At 66.3% G+C, this 26,253-nt stretch carries 23 protein-coding genes; 21 read left to right on the forward strand and 2 right to left on the reverse strand.

From position 1 onward, the window contains the following. Positions 1 to 35 precede the first annotated feature (35 nt). From PATSB16_RS09295 to PATSB16_RS09355, 13 genes are all read left to right on the forward strand, one after another. Positions 36 to 245 carry a DUF1656 domain-containing protein gene (locus tag PATSB16_RS09295; protein ID WP_047213884.1) on the forward strand — a complete coding sequence of 70 codons (210 nt, stop codon included), beginning with the start codon at positions 36 to 38 and terminating at the stop codon, positions 243 to 245. After that, the gene (locus tag PATSB16_RS09300; RefSeq protein WP_047213885.1) at positions 242 to 1,138 is read left to right on the forward strand and encodes an efflux RND transporter periplasmic adaptor subunit; all 897 of its coding nucleotides are present in this window, start codon (positions 242 to 244) and stop codon (positions 1,136 to 1,138) included. The genes PATSB16_RS09295 and PATSB16_RS09300 overlap by 4 nt, the downstream gene beginning before the upstream one ends. Beyond that, complete coding sequence (locus tag PATSB16_RS09305; protein WP_047213886.1) at positions 1,135 to 2,607, forward strand: efflux transporter outer membrane subunit; 1,473 nt, start codon at positions 1,135 to 1,137, stop codon at positions 2,605 to 2,607. Before PATSB16_RS09300 ends, PATSB16_RS09305 begins: the two co-directional genes overlap by 4 nt. Before the next feature lie 171 nt (positions 2,608 to 2,778). Then, positions 2,779 to 4,947, forward strand: a complete 2,169-nt coding sequence (locus PATSB16_RS09310) for a TonB-dependent receptor (RefSeq protein ID WP_052892638.1) — start codon at positions 2,779 to 2,781, stop codon at positions 4,945 to 4,947. A gap of 15 nt (positions 4,948 to 4,962) precedes the next feature. Continuing rightward, complete coding sequence (locus PATSB16_RS09315) at positions 4,963 to 5,652, forward strand: MotA/TolQ/ExbB proton channel family protein (RefSeq protein WP_047213887.1); 690 nt, start codon at positions 4,963 to 4,965, stop codon at positions 5,650 to 5,652. Between the two features lie 4 nt (positions 5,653 to 5,656). Continuing rightward, positions 5,657 to 6,064 (forward strand): ExbD/TolR family protein, encoded by a 408-nt coding sequence (locus PATSB16_RS09320; protein ID WP_047213888.1) that lies wholly within the window; start codon positions 5,657 to 5,659, stop codon positions 6,062 to 6,064. Between the two features lie 2 nt (positions 6,065 to 6,066). Continuing rightward, the gene (locus PATSB16_RS09325) at positions 6,067 to 6,768 is read left to right on the forward strand and encodes a TonB family protein (RefSeq protein ID WP_072628631.1); all 702 of its coding nucleotides are present in this window, start codon (positions 6,067 to 6,069) and stop codon (positions 6,766 to 6,768) included. After that, on the forward strand, positions 6,765 to 8,273 hold the full coding sequence (locus tag PATSB16_RS09330; protein WP_052892639.1) for an alkaline phosphatase family protein: 1,509 nt from the start codon (positions 6,765 to 6,767) through the stop codon (positions 8,271 to 8,273). The genes PATSB16_RS09325 and PATSB16_RS09330 overlap by 4 nt, the downstream gene beginning before the upstream one ends. Positions 8,274 to 8,668: 395 nt before the next feature. Continuing rightward, entirely contained in the window at positions 8,669 to 9,799 is a 1,131-nt protein-coding gene (locus PATSB16_RS09335) for an efflux RND transporter periplasmic adaptor subunit (protein WP_083566742.1), read from the forward strand. A 22-nt stretch (positions 9,800 to 9,821) separates the two neighbouring features. Further along, positions 9,822 to 13,040 carry an efflux RND transporter permease subunit gene (locus tag PATSB16_RS09340; protein ID WP_047213891.1) on the forward strand — a complete coding sequence of 1,073 codons (3,219 nt, stop codon included), beginning with the start codon at positions 9,822 to 9,824 and terminating at the stop codon, positions 13,038 to 13,040. Then, positions 13,037 to 13,246, forward strand: a complete 210-nt coding sequence (locus tag PATSB16_RS09345) for a YgaP family membrane protein (protein WP_047213892.1) — start codon at positions 13,037 to 13,039, stop codon at positions 13,244 to 13,246. Before PATSB16_RS09340 ends, PATSB16_RS09345 begins: the two co-directional genes overlap by 4 nt. 25 nt (positions 13,247 to 13,271) lie before the next feature. Further along, on the forward strand, positions 13,272 to 14,642 hold the full coding sequence (locus PATSB16_RS09350) for a TolC family outer membrane protein (RefSeq protein WP_047213893.1): 1,371 nt from the start codon (positions 13,272 to 13,274) through the stop codon (positions 14,640 to 14,642). 92 nt (positions 14,643 to 14,734) lie between these two features. Then, positions 14,735 to 16,006 carry an NAD(P)/FAD-dependent oxidoreductase gene (locus PATSB16_RS09355; protein ID WP_047216433.1) on the forward strand — a complete coding sequence of 424 codons (1,272 nt, stop codon included), beginning with the start codon at positions 14,735 to 14,737 and terminating at the stop codon, positions 16,004 to 16,006. Between the two features lie 28 nt (positions 16,007 to 16,034). On the opposite strand, the gene PATSB16_RS09360 is transcribed toward PATSB16_RS09355, so the two are convergent. Next, complete coding sequence (locus PATSB16_RS09360; RefSeq protein WP_072628632.1) at positions 16,035 to 17,264, reverse strand: GGDEF domain-containing protein; 1,230 nt, start codon at positions 17,262 to 17,264, stop codon at positions 16,035 to 16,037. Between the two features lie 164 nt (positions 17,265 to 17,428). Next, the gene (locus PATSB16_RS09365) at positions 17,429 to 18,340 is read right to left on the reverse strand and encodes a LysR family transcriptional regulator (protein WP_047213894.1); all 912 of its coding nucleotides are present in this window, start codon (positions 18,338 to 18,340) and stop codon (positions 17,429 to 17,431) included. Positions 18,341 to 18,459: 119 nt separating this feature from the next. Here PATSB16_RS09365 and mdcA point away from each other — a divergent pair, with 119 nt between their 5' ends. The 8 genes from mdcA to PATSB16_RS09405 all read left to right on the forward strand — a co-directional run bounded on the left by mdcA (position 18,460) and on the right by PATSB16_RS09405 (position 26,240). Next, on the forward strand, positions 18,460 to 20,121 hold the full coding sequence (gene mdcA, locus PATSB16_RS09370) for a malonate decarboxylase subunit alpha (RefSeq protein ID WP_047213895.1): 1,662 nt from the start codon (positions 18,460 to 18,462) through the stop codon (positions 20,119 to 20,121). Then, positions 20,121 to 21,041, forward strand: a complete 921-nt coding sequence (locus PATSB16_RS09375; protein WP_047213896.1) for a triphosphoribosyl-dephospho-CoA synthase — start codon at positions 20,121 to 20,123, stop codon at positions 21,039 to 21,041. The genes mdcA and PATSB16_RS09375 overlap by 1 nt, the downstream gene beginning before the upstream one ends. 6 nt (positions 21,042 to 21,047) lie before the next feature. After that, complete coding sequence (locus PATSB16_RS09380; RefSeq protein WP_047213897.1) at positions 21,048 to 21,365, forward strand: malonate decarboxylase subunit delta; 318 nt, start codon at positions 21,048 to 21,050, stop codon at positions 21,363 to 21,365. Then, positions 21,362 to 22,213, forward strand: a complete 852-nt coding sequence (locus PATSB16_RS09385) for a biotin-independent malonate decarboxylase subunit beta (RefSeq protein WP_047213898.1) — start codon at positions 21,362 to 21,364, stop codon at positions 22,211 to 22,213. The genes PATSB16_RS09380 and PATSB16_RS09385 overlap by 4 nt, the downstream gene beginning before the upstream one ends. Then, entirely contained in the window at positions 22,210 to 23,031 is an 822-nt protein-coding gene (gene mdcE / locus PATSB16_RS09390; protein WP_047213899.1) for a biotin-independent malonate decarboxylase subunit gamma, read from the forward strand. Before PATSB16_RS09385 ends, mdcE begins: the two co-directional genes overlap by 4 nt. Before the next feature lie 5 nt (positions 23,032 to 23,036). After that, positions 23,037 to 23,825, forward strand: a complete 789-nt coding sequence (locus PATSB16_RS09395) for a malonate decarboxylase holo-ACP synthase (protein ID WP_083566873.1) — start codon at positions 23,037 to 23,039, stop codon at positions 23,823 to 23,825. Then, positions 23,822 to 24,754, forward strand: coding sequence for a malonate decarboxylase subunit epsilon (gene mdcH, locus PATSB16_RS09400; RefSeq protein WP_047213900.1), 933 nt, complete (start codon positions 23,822 to 23,824; stop codon positions 24,752 to 24,754). The genes PATSB16_RS09395 and mdcH overlap by 4 nt, the downstream gene beginning before the upstream one ends. 172 nt (positions 24,755 to 24,926) lie before the next feature. Next, positions 24,927 to 26,240 carry an MFS transporter gene (locus PATSB16_RS09405; RefSeq protein ID WP_418303895.1) on the forward strand — a complete coding sequence of 438 codons (1,314 nt, stop codon included), beginning with the start codon at positions 24,927 to 24,929 and terminating at the stop codon, positions 26,238 to 26,240. The last annotated feature ends 13 nt before the right edge of the window (positions 26,241 to 26,253 follow it).

Raw genomic sequence — 26,253 nt, forward strand, 5'->3', positions numbered from 1 at the left:
AACGAGACCGGCCGATCGCCGGGACTGACAGAAGAATGAGTGGCGAAATCAACATTTACGGTGTGTTCGTTCCCAGCGTGCTGGGCTGGATGCTGATCGCCTTCGCGATCACCACCGGCTTGCGCATGCTGCTCGGGCGCGCGGGCCTCTACCGGCACGTATGGCACCGCTCGCTGTTCAATCTGGCGCTTTATGTGATCGTGCTGGGCGGCACGGTTTTTCTGATTCATTGGTTGCAGTCATGAAAAAAGATACTCGCTTCATCGGATCCGTCATCCTCACCCTGGCGCTGGCGGCAGTCGCGGCAGTGACCGCCGCGCATCTGTTGGATTACTACACAGTCGCGCCCTGGACCCGCGATGGCCAGGTCGGCGCCGACGTGGTGCAGATCGCTCCCGACGTCAGCGGCCAGATCACCCAGGTGATGGCCCACGACAACCAGACCGTCAAGCAGGGACAGGCGCTGTTCGTGATCGACCGCGCGCGCTTCGAACTCGCGCTGCAGCACGCCCGGGAAGTCGTCGCCGCGCAACGTGCGGCGCTGGCCGAGGCGCGGCGCGAAGCGGCGCGCAATCGGTCGCTGGGCAACCTGGTCGCGCAGGAGACCACCGAGCAAAGCCAGGCCCGGGTCCTGCAGGACGAGGCCGCCCTGGCACAGGCCAAAACCGCCGTCGCCGTCGCCGAACTGAATCTGCGACGGGCCACCGTGCTGAGCCCGGTCGACGGCTTCCTGAGCGACCGCACACCGCGGGTTGGCGACTATGTCGTGACCGGCAAGCCGGTGCTGTCGATCGTCGACGCGCATTCGTTCCATGTCGACGGCTACTTCGAAGAAACCAAGCTGCATGACATTCGCGTCGGCCAGCCGGTCAAAATCCGCATCATGGGTGAATCACAGACGCTGCGCGGCCACGTGCAGAGTATCGCCGCCGGCATCGAGGACCGCGACCGCAGCAATGGCGCCAGCCTGCTGCCGAACGTCAACCCGACCTTCAGCTGGGTACGCCTGGCGCAGCGCATTCCCGTGCGCGTGGCGCTCGATGACGTGCCGCCGGACGTCCGCCTGATTGCCGGGCGCACCGCGACCGTGTCGATCGACACCGACGCGTCCGTGCACAGTTCGGGAGCGCGCTCATGAGACCCACTCGCCTTGCCGTGGCGCTCGTGCTGCTGCAAAGCCTGCTTGGCTGCGCGGTAGTCGGCCCCGATTATCATCTGCCGGCCGAGGCGGCCATCAACCGACCCTCGGCGAATGCCGGATTCGCCGGTGCGCACGGCGCCGCCGTCACGCTCGCCCCGGTGCCGAACGACTGGTGGCGCTTATACGACGACCCTGCGCTCGAGCGCCTGGTGCAACAAGCGCTCGCGGCCAACACCAATGTGCGCGTGGCCGCCGCGAATCTGCGCCGTACCCTCGCGCTGCGCGACCAGGTCGACGCCGAAGGGGGATTCCATGGTGCCCTCGAAGGCGCGGCAAAGCGGGCGCAGGAGTCGGGCGAACAATATCTGCTCAGCGAGAAGCTGCCGGTCGTCAACGAGGGCGATGCCGGCTTGAGCGTGTCCTACGACCTCGATCTGTTCGGCAAGCTCAAGCGCGCCGGGCAGGCCGCCACGGCCGATGCCCAGGCAAGTCAGGCAGCGCTCGACCTGGTACGCGTGAATGTCGCGGCACAGACCGTGCGCGCCTACGTCGAGAGCTGCGCCGCCACGCAGGCACTGAGCGTAGCCCGCCGGCAACTCGCGCTGCAAACGCGTAGCGTCGACATCGCCAAGCGGCTCGAAGCCGCGGGCCGGGGTCGCAGCACCGACGTGCTGCGCGCGCAGGCCCAAGCCGATCTGCTGCGCGCCAACCTGCCGAAGTTCGAGGCCGCGCACGACGCCGCACTGCTGCAATTGGCGGTGATGGTGGGAAAAACGCCGCGCGAATTCGATACCTCGACACTCACCTGCGCGCACGCGCCAACGTTGCGCCAGCCGATTCCGGTCGGTGACGGCACCGCGCTGCTCAAGCGCAGGCCGGACGTGCGCGAGGCCGAGCGTCAACTGGCCGCCGCCACGGCGCGCATCGGCGTGGCCACCGCGGCGCTTTATCCCGATATCGTGATCGGCGCCTCCGGCGGCTTCACCGGGGTGCTGGAAGATCTGGGAAAGGCATCGACCGGACGCTGGAACATCGGTCCGCTGATCTCCTGGACACTGCCCGATAATGGTGCGCGAGCGCGTATCCGCGGTGCGCGGGCCGGCACCGAGGCGGCGCTCGCGCATTTCGACGGCGTCGTGCTCGACGCGCTCAAGGAAACCGAGACAGCCTTGACCCGCTACACGCACGACCTCGCCAGCCGAAGCGAGTTGCGCGCCGCGCGCGACGCGGCCCGCCAGGCCGCGCAACAGAACCGGGTTCTATACCAGGCCGGCAAGACCCCCTACCTCGCCAGCCTCGACGCCGATCGCACGCTGGCCAATACCGAAGCGGCGCTGGCCGCGGCCGACCGGCAGGTTGCGCTCGATCAGGTCAACCTGTTTCTGGCCCTGGGCGGCGGCTGGCAAGGCAGCGAAGCCAACCCTGCCCGGCTCTCCGGCGCCAGCGCCGCAAAGTCGACGTCCTAAGTAAACGCTAATCGAAATTTCTCATGATCGTCATTTTTTTGACACGCTTTTTTAATTAGGAAAACATAATTAAAACTTAGGAAGATATTCACGGTTCTGTCAGAAACCGTTGTTAGCATCGCGCCTCATTCGAAACCTCGCTTTACAGCCCATTTGAATAAGGATGCCGATATGAAACGGGTAGTTTCGCAGTTCCGTAAAAAGCCGCTGGCGCAATTGATCTTTGCGTCGCTGTGCGCCGCCGGCGCCCAGGTTTCCCATGCACAAACCTCGGGCGACCTCGGTTCGGTGCAAAGCACCGCGAACTGGTCGGCGGCCGACGGCTCGGGAGCGAACAACCCGCAATCCGCACCGGCCCAGGCGCCAACGCAAGGCTCGCTCACCACGACCCAGCCCAAGTCGATCATCAGCCGCCACTACATCGAGAACAGCACCGCGCCGACGTCGAACTACACCGACATCCTGCAGATCGCGCCGAGCGTGTCGAACGTCGACCCCAACGGTCCCGGTTTGATGGAATCGCAAAGCCTGTCGATTCGCGGCTTCCAGGACGGCCAGTACAACGTGACGTTCGATGGCATCCCGTTCGGCGACTCGAATGACTTCACCCACCACTCGACCTCGTTCTTCTCATCCCAGTCGCTGGGCGACATGTCGGTCGATCGGGGCCCGGGCGACGCCTCCCAAATCGGTTTCGCCACGTTTGGCGGCACCATCGGCCTGACCTCCAAGGCGATGTCCGACAAACCGGCCTTTAACGTGGCGGGCTCGTACGGCAGTTTCAACACTTGGCTGGGCAGCGCCGAATTCAACAGCGGCGACATGAAGCAGTGGGGCGACGCGCGCATACTGTTCGGTTACAACCAGATCGGCAGCGACGGCTATCTGACCAACGCTCACCTGAGCCGCAAGAACGCCTACTTCAAGCTCGAGAAGCCGATCGGCGACAACACGCTGGTGACCCTGTTCGCGACTTATTCGCGCATTCACCAGAATGTGCCGGTCGGTGCGACCGCCGCGCAAATCCAGCAATTCGGTCCCGACTTCGGCCTGAGCACCGATCCGACCAGCCAAGCCTACTACGGCTACAACTTCGATCGGATCAATACCGATTTCGAGTACCTCGGCATCCAAACCAAATTTGGCGAGTGGTCGATCGATAACAAACTGTATACGTACGGGTACTATCACAACGGCTTCAACGGCGCGGACCCCAACGGCGAGACGCCGAACGGCACCAACTTCGGTGCCAACAACGTGCCTGGCCAGGAGATGAACAACAACTACCGGGCTGTGGGCGACGTCCTGAACGCCGAACGCAAGCTCGGCCCGGGCAAACTGAAAACCGGCTTGTGGATCACTCGCCAGACCAACTTCCGCAACAATTTCAACGTCGACGATTCGCTGAATTTCGCGTTCCAGTCGCTGAACTTCACGATGAACGATACGCTGCAGACGTTCGAGCCCTATGCCCAATACGCGTGGAACCTCGGTCATGGCCTGACACTGACGCCGGGCGTGAAGTTCGTGTCGTTCAATCGCAGTATCGACACGCCGCTGAACCAGAAATCAGGCACTGCGCTGGATTACAGCCACACCTGGACCAAGTTCCTGCCGTCGCTGACCGTGCACGAACGGATCACGCCCGACTGGAGCGCCTACGCGCAATACGCGCAGGGTTTCCTGGCGCCCAACCTGAATGTCTTCTATGTGCAGGATCCGTCGATTTCCGGCCAGCCCAATCCTGAACAGACCAATAACTATCAGATCGGCACGACCTACAAGACCGGTCGCCTGACACTGGCCGCCGACGTGTATTACATCGACTTCCTCAATGCCGTGACCAAGCGCACGGTCGGCAGCAATACCACCTTCAGCAACGCCGGCGGTGCGATCTACAAGGGTATCGAGACCGAAGCCACGGTCTACGCCGGCGACGGCTTCAGCCTGTATGGCAACCTTACCTTCAATTCGGCCAAGCAGAAAGACACGGGCAGCTGGATGCCCAACGCGCCGCGCCAGACCGCCGCGGCCGGCCTGATTTATCAACATGGTCCGCTGTACGGCTCGTTGATCACCAAGTTCGTCGGCCGCCAGTTCGGCGACACGGGCGACACGCAACCGATCGGCGCGTTCGCGGTAACCAACCTGGCAGCCGTCTACACCATCAAGCACCTCGCGCCGTGGACGCACGACACGCGCATCGGCTTGCAGGTCGACAACCTGTTCAATCGCACCAGCATCGACGCGCTGGCCGGCTACACCGCGGCCGACAACACGCCGCTGTACTGGACCGTCCCGGGCCGCTCGATCATCGCCACGCTGGCCACCTCTTTCTAACCGGAGATTGACGTCATGACCGTCGATACTTTCATGCACCTCGCGAACAACTCGGACGGGGTGCTCTATGTGATCGCCGCGATGCTGCTGGTCGCCCTGACCGTCATCATCGAACGGTTCTGGTTCCTGCATCGCGCCGCGGCCAGCACTCACGCCGCGCTTGCCGAGATCGACCGCAGCGAGTCGCTCAACCCGGCAACGCTCAATGCTTGCGCCGAACAATTCCACGGCATGCCCGCCGCCAGCCTGTTTGCCAGCGCCGCGCGGCTGGCCGGGCATACCTCGGACGACGCGCTCGAGTCCTGCATGGAGGAAGTCATCATGCGCCAGGCGCCGCGCATCGACCGCTTTCTCTGGGTGCTTGACACGATCGTCACGCTAGCTCCCCTGCTCGGCCTGTTCGGCACCATCCTCGGCATGTTCAATGCGTTTCAGGTCTTGTCCAACCCGGGCAATGCGCCGACGCAGGTCACCGGCGGCGTCGCCCAGGCGCTCATCGCCACGGCCTCCGGGCTGTTCGTCGCGATGATCGGCCTGGTGTTCTTCAACGGCCTGCACAATCGCGTGCGCGTCGTCGTGCACCAGCTCGAAACGCTCAAGGCGGCGCTGGTCAATCGCATCGCCCGGGCCCCGCACGAACATCCCAGGGCCCTGAAGGACGCGCCTCGCGCGGTGGTCGGCAAACTCGTATCGCAAGGGGCCTGAACGTATGAAGTACTTGGAAGTACGCCGAGCCCGCATCGAAATCATTCCGATGATCGACATCATGTTTTTCCTGTTGGTGTTCTTCATCATGATCACGCTGCACATGATTCCGAACGCGGGCTTGCGAACCCAGTTGCCTTCGAGCAGCAGCACCCAGGCATTGCCGCCGGCCAAAGTGCTGGTGACGCTGTCGACCGACGGCAGCGTGTCGGTCGACGGCAACACGCTGAGCCCCGCGCAGCTCACCGCAATGCTGGCCGCGCGACCCGATGTCGCGCATACCGCGGTCACCATCGCCGGCTCGAAACAGGCCCGCATTCAGGGGCTGGTTACCGTAATGGACGCGTGTCGGGCGGCCGGCGTGTCGCAGATCGCGCTGGCCGCCCAGCCCGCGCAAACCCCGCTCCAGTAAAGATGGCTACCTTACCCATGCCGGGCCTTGCCCACGACGGCAAGCGCCTGTTTCGTGCGGCTGCGCTGGCGGCCGTCGTCGAGGCGCTGCTGCTCGGCGGCGGCTACCTGTTCCTGTCCCGCAAGCCGGTCGCGCCGCCCCCGGTCCCTATCACGCTGCTGGCTATCGCCCAGGCGCCCAAACCCGTTCCGGCACCGCCCAAGCCGGTCGCTCCGGTGAGCCCGCCTCCGGTCAAGCCGCCCCCTCCGGTACGTCGCGTGATTCACCACGTCGTGCCTACCGCCAGGCCCAAACCGCAGCCGATACCCAAGGCGCCGGCACCGCCACCGCCCGCCCCGGCGCCCGCCACACAGGCCGCGCCCCCGCCCGTGCCGCAACCCCCGCCGCCGGCCGCACCGGTAGCCGCGGCCGCACCCGGTGCGAATTTCGCCAGCGCGCTGCGTGCGGCAATTCAGGCCGCGCTGCGCTATCCCGTGGCAGCCCGCATGGGCGGCATGACGGGTCGCACCCGCGTGGCCTTCGATTACCGCGACGGCGTCGTCTCTCACGTGCGCGTGGTTATCTCCAGCGGCGTCGGCCTGCTAGACCGCGCCGCGCTCGCGGCGGTACGTGAAGCGGCCGTCCCCAAACCCAAACCCGCCTTTGCCGGCAAGACGTTCGCCGAGCAGTTGTGGGTAACCTTCAATCTGAACAACGACGAATGAAAAAGAGATTTTCCGCCGCTATCGCCGGCCTGGGCATGTGCGTCGCCGCATTGGCGGGCGCAGCGAGCCTGCCGGCCAACGCACCTGCTCGGCATGTACTGCTCATCAGCGTCGACGGCCTGCACGGCAGCGATCTGGCGTACTTCATCGAAGCTCACCCGCACAGCACATTGGCCGCGCTCGCGCGCCACGGCATCGACTACGGCAACGCGCGCACGGTCGGGCCGGCCGATTCGTTTCCGGGTCTGTTGGCGCTGATCACGGGCGGCACGCCGGCAGCCACCGGCGTGTACTACGACGTGACCTACGATCGGTCCCTCTCGCCGGCCGGCAGCGATTGCCGTGGGCGCGGCGCAGCCGTGCCGTACAACGAAGCGATCGACGCCACCGCTGCCGGCAAGCGGGACACGATCGACCCGGCCAAGCTGCCGCGCGACCCGCGCGACGGCTGCCGGCCGGTCTATCCACACGCCTATTTGCGCGTCAACACGGTTTTCGAAGCAGTGCGCGCGGCCGGCGGCTACACCGCCTGGACCGACAAGCACCCGGCTTATGAATTGGTGCAAGGCCCCTCCGGGCATGGTGTCGACGACCTCTTTCTGCCGGAGATCGGCGCCAACTACGAGGCGCGGCAAGCCGCGCCGGTCAATGGCATCACCGCGTCGCTCGCGCGTACCGAAGCTTATGACGACATGAAGGCACACGCGCTCGTCAATGAGATCGACGGCCTCACCCACGACGGACGTCGCCGTGCGCCGGTACCCAATCTGTTCGGGCTGAACCTGCAGGCCATCAACGTCGCGCAAAAACTCTACGGCTATCGCGACGCCGACGGCGCGCCAACGCCCGGACTCACGCAGGCGCTCGAGCACACCGATCGGATTCTCGGCCGCTTCGTCGAGGCCCTGCGCCGGCAAGGGCTGCGCGACGATACGCTGATCGTGGTCACTGCCAAGCACGGCAATGGACCGATCGATCCCGCCCGGTTGCACAAAGTCGATCGCAACGAACTGGCCAGGGTCATCGACGCTGCCGCGCCGGGTGCATTGGCGCAGCTGACCGTCGACAGCGGCGCCTTGATCTGGCTGCGCGCCCCGTCGGCTACCGCGCAAGTCGCCGCAGCCCTGCGCGCTCATGCGGCGCCCCTGGGCATTGCCGACGTGCTCAGCGGCGAGCGGCTGGCAAGACGCTTTCCGTCCCCGCAACAAGATAGCCGCACCCCGGACATCATCGTCATGACCAAAGCCGGCGTGATCTACACCAAGCCCGCGGACGGCAAGCGCATGGAGCATGGCGGCTTCGGCAACGACGACAGACACGTCGCGCTGCTGCTGTCGAGCCCGCGTCTGGCCCATGCCGGGCGGCTCGTGACATATCCGGTGTCGACCACCCAGGTTGCGCCAACCATGCTGGCCGCACTCGGCTTGCACCCCACCGCGCTCAAGGCCGTCGTGCTGGAAAACACGCCGACGTTGCCACAGGTCGACTGGCTAAAGCCGCGCTGATCGACACCAGCCATCGGCGCGCCGCCCGGACGGCGCCCGTCGAACCGTGCGGGCGATGCACGACAGTGCGCCCGACGGTTCGAACCATTGCCCTGCAAACCCCTCGCGCCAAATCCGCGCGGCGCTCGCTGGCGCGCTCCGCACTCGGACAGATGCCCCGCGTCGAGCGCCGGTCACGGCACGCGCGGCGCGGCTGAGCCGTCATCGCGGCGCGGCCGTCCACTTCACGCCGGGCTTGACCAAAATCAAGGTGGGAACCCGCCAAACGCACAGAATTAAAAGCGTCTGGCGGTTGCTCGGCGCGACGACCCCGCGTCACGAGATCCGCTCCATACCGGCGCTCAGCCGGTGCAGTGCCATTTGACAATGGTTTGATGGGTCCAACGGGGATAAACATGCGGGTATGGCACTCGGTATCGAAACATCCACCAGACGTGCCCGGTCACCTGGGATCCGCGTGGCGTCTGCATCACTGCGTCACGCCGTATCGGCGCCGGAGTGGATTGCATTGGCGGCAGGTCCTGCTGCTGCTTTTGCTGGTGCTGATCGCATCGTACGTGCGTGCGGCAACGCTGGCCACCGTCACGGTCAAGGCGCAGCCGCTGCGTGACGAATGGATCGCCGACGCGGTGATCGAATCGACGCGGCAAACAGTGGTATCCGCGCAAACCTCCGGCCGCATCACCGCGCTGTATGTGAAGGCCGGCGATCAGGTCGCCGCCGGCCAGCGCCTGCTGTCGATCGACCAGCGCACGGCCGACGAGCAACTGGCGGCATCGCGCGCGCAATTCGCGGCGGCCAGCGCCGAGCGCGACGTCGCCGCGCGCGATCTGGCGCGCACCCGCACGCTGTTCGACAAGCAATATGTCAGCCAGGCGGCGCTCGATCGCGCCCAGGCGCGCTACCGGGCGGCGGCCGAGGCGGCCTCGGCCAGACAGGCCGAGGTGCGCGCGGCGCTCGTGCAGGCCGGGTTGCATAACATTGCTGCGCCCTACGCCGGCACCGTCGCCAGCGTCGACGTCGAGCTCGGCGCCACCGCGATGCCAGGCGCCCCGCTGCTCACGCTCTACAGCCCCCACACCCTGCGAGCGGTCGCCACGGTGCCGCAGTCCCAACTGACAGGAGTGCAAAGCGATGCGGCGGTACGCGTCGAGATACCCGACTTGCCGGCCGGCGCGCGCTGGCAGACCGCCACGTCGGTCGAGATCCTGCCGGTGGCCGACCCGCTCAGCCATTCGGTGCAGGTACGCCTGCCATTGCCCGCGGCGGCCAACCAGGCACGCCCGGGCATGTTCGCCCGCGCCTACTTCCCGGTCGGTCAAGCTCGCCTGGGGCTGATGGTGCCGCTTACCGCGGTCGTTCGGCGTACCGAGGTCACCGCCGTCTACGTGGTCGCGCCGGGCGGACAGGTCACGCTGCGCCAGGTGCGGCTGGGCGAAGTCCACGGCGATCAGGTGGAAATCCTGGCCGGGATAGCGGCCGGCGAGCAGGTTGCTCTCGACCCGACGGCGGCAGCACGTCAATGACCCCTAGCGAACCGACCTTGCGATGAGCTCACCCAACCTCGGCATCTCCGGCCGCATCGCGGCGTTCTTTCTGGAGAACCGCATCACCCCGCTGCTCGCGCTGGTGGCGCTGTTGCTGGGCCTGTTCGCGATGGTGATGACCCCGCGCGAGGAAGAGCCGCAAATCAATGTCACGATGGCCAACGTGCTGGTGCCGTTTCCCGGTGCGAGCGCGCGCGACGTCGAACAGATGGTGGCCGGGCCGGCCGAGCAGATTCTCTCGCAAATCAAGGACGTCAAGCATGTCACCTCGGTGTCGCAGCCCGGCCTGGCGGTGCTGACAGTGCAGTTCGAGGTCGGCGTGCCCCGCACCGATGCCCTGGTCAGACTGTACGACACCGTCTACTCGAATCAGGATTGGCTGCCGAAGAATCTCGGGGTGCTGCCACCGCTCATCAAGCCAAAGGGGATCGACGATGTGCCGATCGTCGTACTCACGCTCTATTCGACCGATCCCCACACTGGCGCCTACGATCTCGAGCGGGTCGGACAATCGATCGAGGCGGATCTCAAGCGCGTGCCCGGCACGCGCGAAGTCACCACCATCGGCGGGCCGCAGCGCGCCGTCAACGTCCTGCTCGACCCGGCCCGCATGCAGGCCGCCGGCGTCACGGTCGACGATTTGCGCAATGCGCTGCGCGGCGCCAACGCCGGTGCTTCGGTCGGCGATCTGGTGCGCGACAACCGCAGTATTCACATCGAAACCGGGGCGCTGCTCAAAAGCGCGCAGGACGTACGGACCCTGATGGTGGCGGTGCGCGACGGCCGGCCGGTATTCGTCTCGGACGTGGCCACCGTGCGCGACGGTCCTCCCACGCCGACCCATTACGTCTGGGAGGGCGTAGCGGGCAAGCATCCGGCCGAATACCCGGCGGTTTCGATCTCGGTCACCAAAAAGGCCGGCGAGAACGCCGTGAGCGTGGCCAGGGAGGTGCTGCAGCGCGTTGCCCAGTTGCGCAACACGGTGATTCCGGCCGACGTGAAAATCGACGTCGCGCGCGACTACGGCACCACCGCCAATGCCAAGGCGCTCAAGCTCATCGAGAAGTTGATCTTCGCCACGACCTCGGTGGTCGTGCTGGTGCTGCTGGCGCTGGGCTGGCGCGAGGCGCTGGTGGTCGGCACCGCGGTCATCCTGACCCTGACCGCTACCCTGTTCGCTTCCTGGGCCTGGGGTTTCACTCTCAATCGCGTTTCGCTTTTCGCATTGATCCTGTCGATCGGCATCCTGGTCGACGATGCGATCGTGGTGGTGGAGAACATCCATCGGCATCGCGCGCTCGAGTCCGGCAAGACGCTCGTGGCGATCATCCCGAAAGCCGTCGACGAGGTCGGCGGGCCCACCATTCTCGCCACCCTCACGGTGATCGCCGCCCTCCTGCCGATGGCCTTCGTCAGCGGGCTGATGGGCCCCTACATGAGCCCGATTCCGATCAACGCCAGCATGGGCATGGCGATTTCCCTGACGGTGGCGTTCGTCGTCACACCATGGCTCTCGCGCGTCTGGCTCAGGCACTCGCACCACATCGCCAAACCCGGCTTGCGTGCCAAGCTCGAACCGCTTTTCGAGCGCGTGCTCGCGCCGTTTCTCGACGACACCCGAGGCGCGCGCAATCGCGGCTTGCTGTGGTTCGGCGTGGCTGGCGCGATCGTTGTGTCGATGCTGCTGCCGGCCTTCAAGCTGGTGATACTGAAGATGCTGCCGTTCGACAACAAGTCCGAATTCCAGGTGGTGGTCGATATGCCGGCCGGCACGCCGCTCGAGCGCACTGCGGCGGCTCTGCATCAGATGGGCGCCTATCTGGCCACGGTGCCCGAGATGACGACCTATCAGGCCTATGCCGGACTCAGCGCGCCGATCAATTTCAACGGCCTGGTCAGGCAATACTACCTGCGCGCCGGCGGCAACGTGGGTGACATCCAGGCCAATCTGGTCGATCAATCGATGCGCCATCGGCAAAGCCACGCCATCGCCACCGCGGTGCGTCCAGCCCTGACCGCGATCGCCAGGCAGTATGGCGCGCGCATCAAGGTCGTCGAGGTGCCGCCCGGACCGCCCGTGCTCGCGCCGATCGTCGCGGAAGTCTACGGGCCGACCGAGCAGGGCCGCATGGCCGTGGCAAAAAGCGTGCGTCACGTGTTCGACACGACGCCGGGCGTGGTGGACGTCGACGACAGCACCATCGCGCTGGCACCGCAGCGCACCTTCGAACTCGACCGGCGCAAGGCCGGCCTGCTGGGGATCTCGCAACAGGAGGTCGCGCAAACGCTGCGCGCCGGCCTTAGCGGCGAAGACGTCACCTATCTGCACGACGGCAGCAAATACCCGAGCGCGGTTCGCCTAGCCTTGCCGGCCCGGCTCACCGGCGATGACGCGGCGCTGCTCGCCCTGAGCGCGCGCGGCGCGCAAGGCCAGCTCGTGCCGCTGTCCGAACTGCTGCATGTGCGCGACGACACCGTCGAGCAACCCATCTATCACAAGGATCTGTTGCCGGTGGTCTACGTGGTCGGCGACATGGCGGGCAAGGTCGACAGCCCGCTGTACGGCATGTTCGAGATGCGCAGCCGACTGGCGAACCTGAGCGTGCCGGGTGGCGGCAAGCTCGGCGAATGGTTTATCCGGCAGCCGTCCGACCCATACCGCGCCTATTCGATCAAGTGGGACGGCGAGTGGCAAATCACCTACGAAACATTCCGCGACATGGGCGTGGCCTATGCCGTCGGCCTGCTGCTGATCTATTTGCTGGTAGTGGCCGAATTCGGCTCTTACCTGACACCGCTCATCATCATGGCGCCGATCCCGCTGACCATCATCGGTGTCATGCCGGGGCACGCCCTGCTCGGCGCCCAGTTCACGGCGACCTCGATGATCGGCATGATCGCCCTGGCCGGCATCATCGTGCGCAACTCCATCCTGCTGGTCGATTTCATCAACCTGCAGGTCGCCGAGGGCGTGGCCTTCAAGCAGGCCATCGTGCGCTCGGCCGCCACACGCGCGCAACCGATTCTGCTCACCGCACTGGCGGCCATGATCGGCTCGCTGTTCATTCTCGACGACCCGATCTTCAATGGCCTGGCAATCTCGCTGATCTTCGGCATTCTGGTCTCGACGGTGCTCACCCTGGTCGTTATCCCGCTGCTCTACTACAGCGCCTATCGACGCCGCCATTTATCTGACACATCCACCAAGGAGCCATCATGACCTCATGGCAAATCACACGCGTTTTCGCCGGCACGTTGATCCTGATCAGCCTGCTCATCGGCGCTCCCGCCAGCCCGTTTTACGTCAGCGCGTACTGGCTGTGGCTGACCGCATTCGTGGGCGCGAATCTGCTGCAAAGCGGCTTCACCAGATGGTGCCCGATGGAAATTTTCATGCGCAAGCTCGGCATGCGGGGCGGCGACTGAGTCGCACTCTTCGGGAACGACCATCATGATCTCGACCAGGCGCTGGGGCGCCGCGCTGCTCGGCCTGTGCGCCACCTTCGCATACGCGCAGACCGACCTGCTTGGCGCGGCGCGTGCGGCGCTCGCGCACGACCCGGTATACGCCGCCGCCGTCGCGCAAAGCCAGGCCGATGCGACCAAGCGCCGGCAAGGCCGCGCCGGATACCTGCCGCAGATCTCCGCCACCGCCGGCCTCGGCTATGGCGATATCAACCAGCAGACGAGCGGAGCGCGCTTCTCGGGGCCTGGCTTCGGCAGCAACGAGGGAATCGGCTTCGACACCAGTTCGGCCGGCGCATCGGACGCCAACTGGGCGCTCACCATCCGTGAAAATCTGTACAGTTCGGCGAAAACCGCCACTGCCCAACAAATGAACGCGGCCGCCGACGCCGGCCCGGTGTCGCTGCAGCTGGCCCGTCAAACATTGCTTCTGCAAGTCGCGCAAGCCTACTTCGACGTGCTGCTGGCGCAGGACAACCTCGCTGCGCTCAAGGCCGAACACGACACCGCGGTGCGCGCTCATGCGATCGCCCAGGCCCGCTTCGAGGCGGGCGACGCCGCCATTACCGACGCCAGCGATGCGCAGGCACGCGCCGATCTGGCCGGCGCGCAGATGATCGAAGCGCAAACCGAGCTCGATCTCAAACGCGCGGCGCTGCGCGATCTGACCGGCGAGCCCGACACCGCACTGCAGCCCCTGACCGACTCGGCCGGACTCGCGGCAATCCAGGCCGGCGATTTCGCCGATTGGCAAAAACGCGCGCTGCAGACCAGTCCGCTGATTCGCCTGAGCAACCTCGGCGTGAGTGCCGCGCAGGCGGAATCGACCCGCTATCGTGCCGATGGCGGCACCACCGTCGATGCGTTCGCCTCCTACCTGGGCCAGCGCGTCAATGGTGCCGGATATGGCGGCACGGGCGGCATGCACAGCAACAGCGCGGTGGTCGGCATCATGGTGACCATCCCGATCTATTCAGGCGGCATGCGCAGCGCCAAACGCGACGAAAGCCTCGCGCTGCTGAACAAGGCCGAGATGGATCAGGACGCCGCACGCGTGCGCGTGGCGCGCCAGATCCGTCAGGCCTACCTCGGTTTGCGCAGCGCGCAGGTGCGGGTCACGGCGCTCACCCAGGCGGTCCATTCGGCACGCCTGCAGCTCGATGCAAACCAGACGGGCTTCGAGGCTGGCGACCGGCCCTCGATCGACGTGCTGAACGCGCGATCGGCGCTGTCCAACACGCAGCGGGACCTCGCCGCGGCGCGCTATCAGGTGGCCATGGAACGCTTGCGCCTGAGTGCCGCCGCAGGCGAGCTGGATGATCGGGAGATGGCGCAAATCAACGCTTTGCTGCATTGATGCCAGGCGCCCGGCAGGAACGGCAAAGCCTCACGGCGTTGCCGTCGGAATTCGGTGTTTTGCGCTCCGTGTGGCGCGCGCAAGGAGAAATCATGTCTCACATTGTGATTGTCGGCGCCGGAATCGGTGGCTTGTCGATGGCCTACGCAATGCGCAAGGCCGCCCGTGCGGAAGATGTCGTGACCGTCATTGCGGACGACACGCATTTCCATTTTGTGCCGTCCAATCCCTGGGTCGCGGTCAAGTGGCGCACCCGCAAGGATGTCGACGTCGAGTTGCAGCCGGCGCTGGCGAAGAAAAACATCGGTCTGCAGACCGGCGGCGCCAAGCGGATTCATCCGGAGCGCAATCAGGTCGAGCTGGGCAACGGCGAATGCGTGACATACGACTATCTGGTGATCGCCACCGGCCCGAAACTGGCTTTCGACGAAATCGAGGGCCTCGGACCAGCCGCGCATTCGCAGTCGATCTGCCATATCGACCACGCCGAGACGGCCGCCCAGACCTGGGAGCAATTCGTCGCCGCGCCCGGCCCGATCGTGGTCGGCGCAGTCCAGGGCGCCTCGTGTTTCGGGCCCGCCTATGAATACGCGATGATCATGGACACCGATCTGCGCAGGCGCAAGATCCGCGATCGCGCACCGATGACGTTCGTCACGTCCGAGCCCTATGTGGGCCACCTGGGCCTGGGCGGCGTGGGCGATTCCAAAGGTATGCTCGAGTCGACCATGCGCGAGCACGACATCAAGTGGATCTGCAACGCCAAGACCACGCGCATCGAAGCCGACAAGATGTTCGTCACCGAATACGACGACCTCGGGCACGAACGCCGCACACACGAACTGCCGTTCAAATATTGCATGATGCTGCCGGCCTTCAAGGGCGTCGACGCGCTGATCGGCGTCGACAAGCTGGTCAACCCGCGCGGCTTTGTGATCATCGACGAATTCCAGCGCAATCCGACGTATTCCAACGTCTACGCAGTCGGCGTGTGCGTGGCGATTGCCCCGCTGGAGACCACGCCGGTGCCGACCGGCGTGCCCAAGACCGGCTTTATGATCGAATCGATGGTCAGCGCCACCGCGGCCAACATCCGCGCCGCGCTCGATGGCCAGGAGCCGTCCACACGCGCGACCTGGAATGCCATTTGCCTGGCCGATTTCGGCGATCGCGGCATCGCCTTCGTGGCCCTGCCGCAACTGCCGCCGCGCAACCTCAATTGGTCCAGCGAAGGCAAATGGGTACACCTGGCAAAGATCGGTTTCGAGAAGTATTTCATGCGCCGCATGAAGGTCGGCGGCACCGAACCGGCCTACGAAAGAGTGCTGCTGGAAATTCTGGGCGTGAGAAAGCTGAAGGACTGATCCACGGGTCGCGTGCGGCGCGCACGCGTCAAGCCGACGCGTCGTACCCGCCCAGAGCGCGCCGCTGGCCGCCGTCGCCCGGCGCCGGCGCATCATCTTGCAGGGCGACGGTCCATGCGGCAACCGCGCGATTGCGCCCCAACGCCTTGGCCGTATAGAGCGCGGCGTCGGCGCGTGCCATTGGCGCCGATATCGATTCGTCGACCAGATATTCGTCGACGCCCACACTGAACGTGCACGCCACCAAGCCGGCCGGCGTCTGGCAAGCGGATGCCGCTACCTTGCGGCGCAGGCGGTCGACCAGCCCGAGCGCCTGGTCGGGCGCGGCAGCGCAAAAACACAACGCGAACTCCTCGCCGCCGAGCCGCCCGAAAATATCGCGCGGCTGGATTTCCCGGGACACGAGCGCGGCAAAATACGCCAGCACGCAGTCGCCGGCCCCGTGGCCGTAGTCGTCGTTGATGGCCTTGAAGTGATCGAGATCGATAATGGCAACGAACAGGTGCGCACCATGTCTTTGAGTCGACCGCGCCAAGGCCTCGGCTTGCGCCAGGAAGGCGCGGCGCGACAGCACGCTGGTCAGCTCGTCGACGTTGGCCAGCCGTTCGAGCCGTCTGACGAGCCGGTCGTGGGCCAGCATGACCATGCCGATCGACAGGCAAGGCAACGCGAGAATGCCAAGTCCCAGAAAGGCGATATTGATCGGCGAGACCTGCAGCAAGGCGCTCTGGTCGACCGCGCCGAGCAGGTAAGTCATGCCGCGCACCACGTGGCCGATGCAGCCGAGCACGGCGACCACGACCACGAACCGGTAGCTGTACTTCGGTCGCTCGGCCGGCCGCGCGCGATAGGCAAGCCAGCCGAGCGCGGCGTACACATAGGCGTGAAATGCCGAGACAACGGCAACCCGCGCATTGATGTCGGGCACCGCCGCATACCAGTACGCCACGCCTGCGACCGCGGCAAACAACGCCACGTACTCGGCCGGGTAATGGACGCGCCGTCCGAAGCACTGGCGCGCCCCCTGCAGGATCAGCAGCACCGCCGCGCCCATCACGCCATTGGCGACGATGATCGTCAAAAACGCCGGGCCGTGCCCCTGCCAGGCGAACAGCACCAGGGAAATCATGGCCAGCCCATTCGCGCTGATCCAGCGGGTCAAGCCGGCAATGCCGGCCGGCCGCAACGAGGCCAGCACCGCCATGCTCATCAGGCTCGACAGAAAAGTCACCGCGAGAATACTGACAGGATTCAACATCGGGCAATACGCTTCCTGGAAGAATCGGCGCCGCGCCCCATACCTGTCGAGGACGGTTGCGCCGGCACGCTAGAGTGCGTTGATTGTCACGAGTAGGATTTTGCCCCATAAGACGCCATGCGGGGTGCGCTCCCCCCCAAATTCCGGCGGGCGCGCCGCTTCTGTCAGCCTCGCGCCGCGCCCAGCATGCGGCACTCGGCGGCCAGTGCCAGCAGATTCGGGTCGCGCTCGCGCTTTTTCGGCAGCATCAGGGCGATGGTCTGACGCGTGCGGTATTTCTGCGCCAACGGAATCAGTTGGATGCGCGGGCTGAAAGGCCGCACCCGTCCCGGCAGCAGGCTATATCCGACACTGCCGCTGACCAGATTGACGAGCGAAAAGATATCCCCGACGCGCATCGCCAATTGCGGCTCGTAGCCGGCAATCTCGAATGCGTGGCTGAAATTCGAGGCGGTGGCATATTCGTCGTCGAGTGCGACGAATTTTTCGTCACGCAGGCGCGCCAGGTCGATTTCGCTATCGTGCGCGTAGGGCGATCCCTCCGGTGCGGCGAAAAAAATGTCGTCGTCGAACAGCGGCACCGACAGCAGCGAGTCGTCCGGATACTCTTCGCGCGATGCAATCACGATCGCGTCGAGCCGCCCCTGCGCGAGCAACTCGAGCAGCAAGCGATTCGAGCCAAGCGTCAGATCGACATCCAGCGCCGATTTCCGCACCTTGAGCTTGATGAGCAACTCTGGAATGGTGCCGACGGTAAGCGAATACAGCGAGCCGATTTTCAGCCGCGGCGAGGCGAAGCCGGCGGCCTCACGCGTGCGGCGCAAGCCCTCCTCGCATTCGCGCACCGCCCGCTCGGCGTATTCGGCCAGCGTGTACGCGGTTTGCAGCGGAATCAGCTTGCGCCCGTCGAGCTTGAACAACGGACAGCCCACACCCTCTTCCAGCGAATGCAGCGCACGATGCACGCTCACCACACTCTGCGACAGGCGCTCCGAGACGCGGGCCATGTTGCCCATGCGCATGAATGCCAAAAATACCTCCAGCTTCTTGAGCGTAACGGCTTCGTCGATCGCCATTGAGTAGCCTTTCCGATGAGTCCAATGATTACCCTGATAGTAATGTATTTACGCTTGGCTTGATTGATACGCTTCGCTCCGCGCCCTAAAGTTAGAGCATATACCGTGAGAGAAAGCGCATGACCGTTCATTCACCTGCCGCTAATCGCTGGGCCACGCGCCGGGCGGAAAAAGCGCGGCGCCTGGCCCAGGTGCGTTCCCTCGCCGATGGCGTGCTGCTGCCCCGGGAGCGAATCGTCGCGGCGCTCGAGCGGCTGATCATGCCGGGCGACCGCGTGGTGCTCGAAGGCAATAACCAGAAGCAGGCGGATTTCCTGTCCCGCTCGCTGGCGCAGGCAGACCCCGGCGTACTGCACGACCTGCATCTGATCATCCCCAGCGTCAGCCGGCCCGAGCATCTGGACCTGTTCGAGCGCGGTATTGCCCGCAAGCTCGACTTCGCCTATGCCGGCACACAAAGCCTGCGAATCTCGCAATTCCTGCAGGACGGCATCCTCGAAGTCGGCGCCATCCATACTTATATCGAGCTGTACGCGCGGCTATACGTCGATCTGACTCCCAACGTCGTGCTGGTCGCTGCCTATCAGGCCGACCGCCACGGCAATCTCTACACCGGCCCAAGCACCGAGGACACGCCTGCGCTGGTCGAGGCCGCAGCTTTTCGGGACGGCATCGTGATTGCCCAGGTCAACGAGATCGTCGACGACCCGGGCGAGTTGCGCCGTGTCGACATTCCCGGCTCGTGGGTCGACTTCGTGGTGCAGGCCGATCGGCCGTTTTTCATCGAGCCGCTGTTTACCCGCGATCCGCGCCTGATCAAGCCGATGCACGTATTGATGGCAATGATGGCGATTCGCGGCGTCTACGAGCGCCACCAGGTGCAATCGCTCAATCATGGCATCGGCTTCAACACCGCGGCCATCGAACTGATTTTGCCGACCTACGGCGAGCAACTCGGGCTCAAGGGAAAAATCTGCCGGCACTGGACGCTCAACCCGCACCCGACGCTGATCCCGGCGATCGAATCGGGCTGGGTCGACAGCGTGCATTGCTTCGGCGGCGAACTCGGCATGGAGCCGTATATCGCCGCGCGCCCCGATATATTCTTCACCGGCCGCGACGGCTCGCTGCGCTCGAACCGTGCGTTCTGCCAATTGGCCGGCCAGTACGCGGTCGATCTATTCATCGGCTCGACGCTGCAGATGGATGGTCTTGGCAATTCATCGACCGTCACCCATGGCCGCCTGACCGGTTTCGGCGGCGCGCCGAACATGGGGCACGATCCACATGGCCGGCGTCATGCCAGCCCGGCCTGGCTGGATCTGCTGCAGACCGACGATCCGCTCGAGCGCGGCCGCAAGCTGGTGGTGCAGATGGTCGAGACCTTCCAGGGCTCGGGCCGGCCGTCGGTGGTGGAGTCGCTCGATGCGGTCGAGGTCGGCCGCGCGGCCGGCATGCCGCTGGCACCGGTGATGATCTACGGGGACGATGTCACCCACGTGCTCACCGAGGAAGGCATCGCTTATCTCTACAAGGCGCGTTCGCTGGAGGAGCGCAAGCGGATGATCGCCGCGGTCTCGGGCGTCACGCCGATCGGCCTGCGTTCCACCGCGGCCGAGCGTGCCGCACTGCGCCGCGACGGGCTGGTGGCCCTGCCCGAGGATCTCGGGGTCGACCGGCGCGCCGCCACACGCTCGCTGCTGGCCGCCAAAAGCATGGCCGATCTGGTCGAATGGTCCGACGGGTTATATGAACCGCCGGCCCGTTTCAGGAGCTGGTGATGCAGACCCGTCAAGCGTGTCGGCGTGCGCTCGCGCCCCTCGGCGCCCACCCTGCCCACCCTGCCACCCCGGCAGCCCATCGGGCCGCGGCCCGGCTGGCGCGCGATGCGGTGGCGGCGCTGCTCGACGAAGTCATGCTTACTCCGAAACCCGGCCTGGTGGACCTGGGAGGCCGTGGCGCGCACGACGATCTGAGCTGGCCACTGATGTGCCGCTCGGCCTGCGCGCTGCTGCCTTCGTTTCACGCCATGGCACTGGCCAGCTGGCATGCCCCGCTGGACGGCGTCCTGCGCGAGCGCGTCGGCGCGCTCGGCCGGCATGCCGAAGCGGCGATGCTGCACGCCACCGCCGGCGTCAACACCCATCGCGGCGCGATCTGGGCGCTTGGCCTGCTGGTGTCTGCCGCTGCGCAACATCCGGCCGAGCGGGCCGCGCACGTGATTGCCGGGCACGCCGGCGCGCTCGCCCGCCTCACCGACCGGCACGCGCCGGCGTCGACCGGCCACAAGGGCGAGCAGGCCTGCCTGACCTATGGCGTGGGCGGCGCTCGCGCACAGGCGCAAGCCGGCTTTCCGCACGTCGTGAACGCGGCCTTGCCGGCCCTTTGGCAGGCGCGGGCGCGCGGCGATCATGAAAACGCGGCGCGCCTGAACGCCCTGCTGGCGGTAATGGCGAGCCTGGACGACACCTGCGTGCTCGCGCGAGGCGGTCCTGCCGCGCTGGGCGCTACCCAGGCTGGCGCGCAGGCGGTGCTCGATGCGGGCGGAGCGGCCACGCTGCCCGGCCGGCGCGCGCTCGCGGCGCTGGTCCGCCGGCTGCTGGCCTTGCGCGTGTCGCCGGGCGGCGCGGCCGATCTGCTGGCCGCCGCGCTCTTTCTGGATCGGCGGCTGCGCCCGGCGCAGGCTGCCTCAAAGGCATAGCTCATCATGGAAACCTTGACCTTCGATTACCCCGCCGGCACACGCGCCCGCGGCCGCGCGCTCGCCGGCGTGGTGGCCTCGGGCGATCTCGAAGTGCTGCTCGAGCCGGCCGACGACGCGCGCACCATCGTTCGCGTGACGACCTCCGTCGACGGCATGGCCGGCGTCTGGGGCGCCGTGCTCGAGCGCATTTTCGGCGCCGGCACGTTGCCGGCCGCGCAGCTCGAAATCAATGATTTCGGCGCCACCCCCGGTGTGGTGCGCATGCGCGTGGGCCAGGTCCTCGACATGATTGCCGCTCACGATTCCGGAGCCCGCCGATGAACGCGCACGATATTTTGACCAGACAGAGCTTTATCGAACTGGGCGCGCGCGAGCGGGCCCATGCGCTGCTCGATCCGGGATCGTTTCGCGAACTGGCCGGCCCGTTCGAGCGCCTGTATTCGCCATGGCTCATGCAGCAAGGCATCACCGCGCAGGCCGACGATGGCGTGGTGGCGGCCAAGGGATTGCTGGCGCAACAGCCGACTGTCGTGCTCGCGATCGAGGGCGCATTCCAGGGCGGCAGCATGGGCGAGATCGCCGGCGCGAAAATCGCCGGCTGTCTGGCCCTGGCGCTCGAAGACAATCACAACGGCACACCGACCGGCGCAATCATTCTGTTCGAGACCGGCGGCGTCCGCCTGCAGGAAGCCAACCTCGGCCTGGCCGCGATCGCCGAGATCCAGGCCGGGATCGTTGCCCTGCGGCGCCACCGTCCGGTGCTGGGCATTATCGCCGGCACGGTCGGCTGCTATGGCGGCATGTCGATCGCCGCGGCGCTGTGCAGCGAGCTGATCGTCACGCGCGAGGCCCGCCTCGGGCTCAATGGCCCCGCGGTGATCGAGCAGGAAGCCGGCATCGCCGAATTCGACTCGCGCGACAAGCCGATGATCTGGCGCCTGACCGGCGGCGAGCAACGCTACCGCAGCGGACTCGCCGACCGGCTGGTCGAGGACGACGCGACGCAGGTGCGCGACGCCGCCATCGCCTGCTTCGCGCGCGGCACCCCGCCGCTGTGCCGCAGCGAGCGCGTCGAGCAGTTCCGGGACAGCCTCGCGCAGATCGACCCCGACACGGCCGTCACACCGGAACAGGCGGTCACGATTTATGGCAGGAGATTCGCCGCATGACATCCTCCAACCCTTCCGAACCGATGCAGCGTGGCCGTACATGGCTGGCGGCGCTTGGCGGGCCGGCCGCACCTCAAGCCGGCTACGCCGCCTCGGTCCAGGTGGTCGACGGCTCGCTGGCCGATGCCGCGGCACGCTTTATCGCAGTGGTACCCGACCCCGACAATCCGTTTCCCCGCGCCCGCCACGGCGAAGTCGGCCTGCGCGAGGCGTGGGACATCGCCCGTGCCGTGCGCGAGGTCATCGACGCGGACGAGCACAGCACTCACAAACGACCGGTGGTGGCGGTGGTCGACGTCGCCAGCCAGGCTTATGGGCGTAACGAGGAAGCATTGGGCATTCACCAGGCACTCGCCGGTGCCGTGGATGCCTACGCGAGCGCGCGTGAGTCGGGGCATCCGGTCATCGCGCTGCTGGTCGGGCGTGCCATGTCGGGGGCCTTCCTCGCGCACGGCTACCAGGCCAACCGGCTGATTGCGCTGGACGACCCGCAGGTGATGGTGCATGCGATGGGCAAGGCGTCGGCCGCGCGCATCACGCAGCGCACGGTCGAGGGGCTCGAGGCGCTGAGCGCGCAGGTGCCGCCGATGGCCTACGACATCGGCAACTATGCGTCGCTGGGCCTGCTGTGGCGTTTGCTGAAAGTACGTCAGGCCGATGCCCCCGAGCCGGCCGACGTGGCGCTGGTGCGCGAAACGCTGGAAGCGGCCCTGCGCGACATCCGCGCCGAGCCGGAGCGCCGCCCCGGCGTGCAACTGGCGGGGCCGCAGCGCGGCGCCACCTGCCGGGTGAAAGCGCTGCTGCGCGAACAGTGGTGAAAACGATGCATGCACCAGCCGCACCCGGCGCATCGCGTGCGGCCAGCACGAGCCTGGCTGCGGCGCCCGAACCCGTTCTCGTGAGCGCGGATCGCGAGGGTGCTCTCTTGCCGCACGATCTTCTTTGGTTCGCGTCGCCGCGGGCGTACGAATCGCCCGACCCGCTGCCCGCATGGGCGTCTCGAGAATGGCTCGGCAGCGCGCCCGCCGTGGTGCGGCGCGCTTCGCGCGAGTTGCCCGCGCGGATCCCGGTCGGTTTGCGCGGCCGCATGCGCCATCAGCGTCACGCCGCCTGGGTCGACGCGCGCGACGTCATCCGCCGCGTCGCGCCCGAGGCGCTGGCCCGCTCGCGCGCCTGGCAGACACATCCGCAACGTGACGCGTTGCCGTGCCTGCGTATGCTCGAACGCATCGCGCCGATGCTCGACGCGTGCGGCCTGACCTGGGGAATTACCGGCAGCGTCGGCTTCACGCTGGCCAGCGGCCTGTTCGTGCTGCGCCAGGACAGCGACCTCGATCTGCTGTTGCGCCTGCCCCGCGCGATGTCCGCCGGCGCGGCAGCCAACCTGTTGCGCGCGCTCGCGGCATTGAATGAGCAAGCGGGCGAGGCGAGCCGCATCGACGTGCAGGCCGACACCGGGCACGGCGCTTTCTCGCTGGCCGAATGGGCCGCCGCGCGTGGGGCCGTGCTGCTCAAAACCGACTGCGGCCCGGTGCTGCGCGACGACCCGTGGGCGACGCCTGCACGGCCTCGAATGCCAGTGACGGCACGGTCGTGCCCGTCAGCCATATGAGTATCGTCTGGACTTTTCCCGGTCAGGGCGCGCAGCGTGCGGGCATGCTGCACGACCTGCCCGCGCATCCCATGATTGCCGCGACCCTCGATGAGGCCAGCGCGGCGCTGGGCCACGATGTGCTCAGGCTCGACGACGCCGCGGCGCTGCGCTCGACCGTGGCCGTGCAGCTCTGCCTGCTGATCGCCGGCGTGGCCTTTGCCCGCTTGCTAGGCCACCGGGCCCGTCCGCCCGAGATGGTCGCGGGCCTGTCGATCGGCGCCTATCCCGCGGCTGTGACGGCCGGCGCACTCGACTTCGGCGACGCGGTGCGGCTCGTGGCATTGCGCGGGCGCCTGATGGAAGATGCCTATCCGCATGGCTACGGCATGCTGGCGATCATCGGCCTGACCCAACCCGCTTTGCAGCCGCTGATCGATCTCGTCAATACGCCGGCCACGCCGCTGTTTCTGGCCAATCTCAACGATCTGACCCAACTGGTGGTCGCCGGCGCACAGAGCGCGCTGCAGCGCATCGACGCGCTGGCGCGCGAGCACGGCGCGCGCCGCTGCGAAATGCTGCAGGTGGCGGTGCCTTCGCACTGCCCGCTGCTGGCCGAGCCAGCGGCTGAACTCGCTCGGGCGTTCGCCAGCGTGCCCACGCACGCCCCGCACTGCGTCTATCTGAGCAGCACTATTGCCCGCCCGTTGTGGCGCGGCGATCTGATCGCCGCCGATCTCGCCCACAACATGGCTCGTCCCGTGCGGTGGCGCGACACCATCGAGCTGGCCCGCGAACGCGGCGCCCGCCTGGCCATCGAAATGCCCGGCGGCAGCGTCCTTACGCGGCTGGCCGCGGGCGCCTGTTGCCAATGGAATGCGGTCAGCGCCGACGAGCATCGGCTTGACGATCTGGTGTGGCTGAGCGACCGGGAGTCCGTCGCAAACTGACCTGTGCGGCGCCCACCGGCCGCACACTATTTCAATGCTTAGGAGATCATCGCAACACGTTCGAGACCACGCAGTTCAACCCGGCAAGAGGTTCTTGCGCAAAAAAACAACTCAGAGTAGAAGGTACGACCCCGGCGAGACGGCCGGTTACAAGCTCAATCTGGAGGAGTCTATGGAGATGTTGGATAACACGATGGCCGGTACCGGGGCGCGCAAGCAGCGCACTCCCCTCAATCGCTCGCAAATCGCCGGCTTTTGGGGCGCCTGGGCGGGCTGGACACTGGACGGCATGGATTCGTTCATCTACGCGCTGGTGCTCGCGCCGGCGCTGACCGAATTGCTGCCCAAGTCCGGCTATGCCGCCACGCCCGGCAATATCGGCCTGGCCGGCTCGATTCTGTTCGCATTGTTTCTGGTCGGCTGGGGGCTGTCGTTCATCTGGGGGCCCATCGCCGATCGATTCGGGCGCACGCGCGTGCTCGCCGCGACGATTTTCATTTTTGCCATTTTCACCGGACTGGCCGCCACCGCGCAGTCGGTCTGGTCGCTGGCCATCTATCGCCTGATCGCCGGCATCGGCATCGGCGGCGAATGGGCGCTGGCCGGCACCTACGTGGCCGAAGCATGGCCGGAAGACCGTCGCAAAATGGGCGCCGGTTATCTGCAAACCGGCTATTACGCGGGCTTTTTCCTGGCCGCCGCGCTCAATTACACGATCGGCGCGCACTTCGGCTGGCGCGCGATGTTTCTTACCGGCGCGGTGCCGGTCGTAGTGTCGATCCTGGTACTGCTGCGCGTCAAGGAAACCGACAAGTGGCAGCGTGCCGAGAAAAGCGCCGTGGTCCAGCACGCGAAACCATTGCGTGAAATTTTCAGTGCGCGTTATGCCAGGCGCACCCTGGTGGCCGCGGCCTTGCTGACGGTGGCCATTATCGGCCTGTGGGCCGGCGCTGTGTACGAGCCGGCCGCCGTGATCCATCTTGCGCTCAAAGCCGGCATGGCCAAGGTCGACGCGGTGAAGACCGCCTCGATTGCCACCGCGATCCTGTCGATCGGCACGATTCTGGGCTGTTTGGCCCTGCCGCCGATGGCCGAGAGAATCGGCCGACGCAAGACGCTCGCCGTGTACTTCCTCGGCATGGCAGTGTCGATTGCCGTGAGCTTCGGCTGGGCGTTCTATTTGCCCAACGGGCTGGTGCCGTTCATCGCGCTGCTGTTTGTGCTGGGATTTTTCGGCGGCAATTTCGCTCTGTTCAGCCTGTGGCTGCCGGAGCAGTTCGAGACGCGCGTGCGCGCCACCGCTTTCGCGTTCTGCACGTCGGCGGGCCGCTTTATCGGCGCCGGCGTGAACTTCGCACTCGGCGCGATGGTGCTGCACATGAAGACGCTGGGCGTGCCGGTGGCGCTGACGGCCATCGTGTTCGTGCTGGGCCTGCTGATCATCCCGCTCGCGCCGGAGACCAAAGGCAATGAGTTGCCGAACTGACCGGGTGTCGAAA

Origin of the sequence: Pandoraea thiooxydans (assembly GCF_001931675.1) — a bacterium.
GTDB classification, from domain to species: domain Bacteria; phylum Pseudomonadota; class Gammaproteobacteria; order Burkholderiales; family Burkholderiaceae; genus Pandoraea; species Pandoraea thiooxydans.

What these genes read in the sequence shown, in the direction of transcription:
- PATSB16_RS09315 (WP_047213887.1), top strand. Translation starts at nt 4,963, where the DNA reads ATGACCGTCGATACTTTCATGCACCTCGCGAACAACTCGGACGGGGTG.
- PATSB16_RS09350 (WP_047213893.1), top strand. Translation starts at nt 13,272, where the DNA reads ATGATCTCGACCAGGCGCTGGGGCGCCGCGCTGCTCGGCCTGTGCGCC.
- PATSB16_RS09345 (WP_047213892.1), top strand. Translation starts at nt 13,037, where the DNA reads ATGACCTCATGGCAAATCACACGCGTTTTCGCCGGCACGTTGATCCTG.
- PATSB16_RS09395 (WP_083566873.1), top strand. Translation starts at nt 23,037, where the DNA reads ATGCATGCACCAGCCGCACCCGGCGCATCGCGTGCGGCCAGCACGAGC.
- mdcA (WP_047213895.1), top strand. Translation starts at nt 18,460, where the DNA reads ATGACCGTTCATTCACCTGCCGCTAATCGCTGGGCCACGCGCCGGGCG.
- PATSB16_RS09305 (WP_047213886.1), top strand. Translation starts at nt 1,135, where the DNA reads ATGAGACCCACTCGCCTTGCCGTGGCGCTCGTGCTGCTGCAAAGCCTG.
- mdcH (WP_047213900.1), top strand. Translation starts at nt 23,822, where the DNA reads ATGAGTATCGTCTGGACTTTTCCCGGTCAGGGCGCGCAGCGTGCGGGC.
- PATSB16_RS09330 (WP_052892639.1), top strand. Translation starts at nt 6,765, where the DNA reads ATGAAAAAGAGATTTTCCGCCGCTATCGCCGGCCTGGGCATGTGCGTC.
- PATSB16_RS09385 (WP_047213898.1), top strand. Translation starts at nt 21,362, where the DNA reads ATGAACGCGCACGATATTTTGACCAGACAGAGCTTTATCGAACTGGGC.
- PATSB16_RS09375 (WP_047213896.1), top strand. Translation starts at nt 20,121, where the DNA reads ATGCAGACCCGTCAAGCGTGTCGGCGTGCGCTCGCGCCCCTCGGCGCC.
- PATSB16_RS09335 (WP_083566742.1), top strand. Translation starts at nt 8,669, where the DNA reads ATGCGGGTATGGCACTCGGTATCGAAACATCCACCAGACGTGCCCGGT.
- PATSB16_RS09310 (WP_052892638.1), top strand. Translation starts at nt 2,779, where the DNA reads ATGAAACGGGTAGTTTCGCAGTTCCGTAAAAAGCCGCTGGCGCAATTG.
- mdcE (WP_047213899.1), top strand. Translation starts at nt 22,210, where the DNA reads ATGACATCCTCCAACCCTTCCGAACCGATGCAGCGTGGCCGTACATGG.
- PATSB16_RS09360 (WP_072628632.1), bottom strand. Translation starts at nt 17,264, where the DNA reads ATGTTGAATCCTGTCAGTATTCTCGCGGTGACTTTTCTGTCGAGCCTG.
- PATSB16_RS09355 (WP_047216433.1), top strand. Translation starts at nt 14,735, where the DNA reads ATGTCTCACATTGTGATTGTCGGCGCCGGAATCGGTGGCTTGTCGATG.
- PATSB16_RS09300 (WP_047213885.1), top strand. Translation starts at nt 242, where the DNA reads ATGAAAAAAGATACTCGCTTCATCGGATCCGTCATCCTCACCCTGGCG.
- PATSB16_RS09325 (WP_072628631.1), top strand. Translation starts at nt 6,067, where the DNA reads ATGGCTACCTTACCCATGCCGGGCCTTGCCCACGACGGCAAGCGCCTG.
- PATSB16_RS09365 (WP_047213894.1), bottom strand. Translation starts at nt 18,340, where the DNA reads ATGGCGATCGACGAAGCCGTTACGCTCAAGAAGCTGGAGGTATTTTTG.
- PATSB16_RS09340 (WP_047213891.1), top strand. Translation starts at nt 9,822, where the DNA reads ATGAGCTCACCCAACCTCGGCATCTCCGGCCGCATCGCGGCGTTCTTT.
- PATSB16_RS09380 (WP_047213897.1), top strand. Translation starts at nt 21,048, where the DNA reads ATGGAAACCTTGACCTTCGATTACCCCGCCGGCACACGCGCCCGCGGC.
- PATSB16_RS09405 (WP_418303895.1), top strand. Translation starts at nt 24,927, where the DNA reads ATGGAGATGTTGGATAACACGATGGCCGGTACCGGGGCGCGCAAGCAG.
- PATSB16_RS09320 (WP_047213888.1), top strand. Translation starts at nt 5,657, where the DNA reads ATGAAGTACTTGGAAGTACGCCGAGCCCGCATCGAAATCATTCCGATG.
- PATSB16_RS09295 (WP_047213884.1), top strand. Translation starts at nt 36, where the DNA reads ATGAGTGGCGAAATCAACATTTACGGTGTGTTCGTTCCCAGCGTGCTG.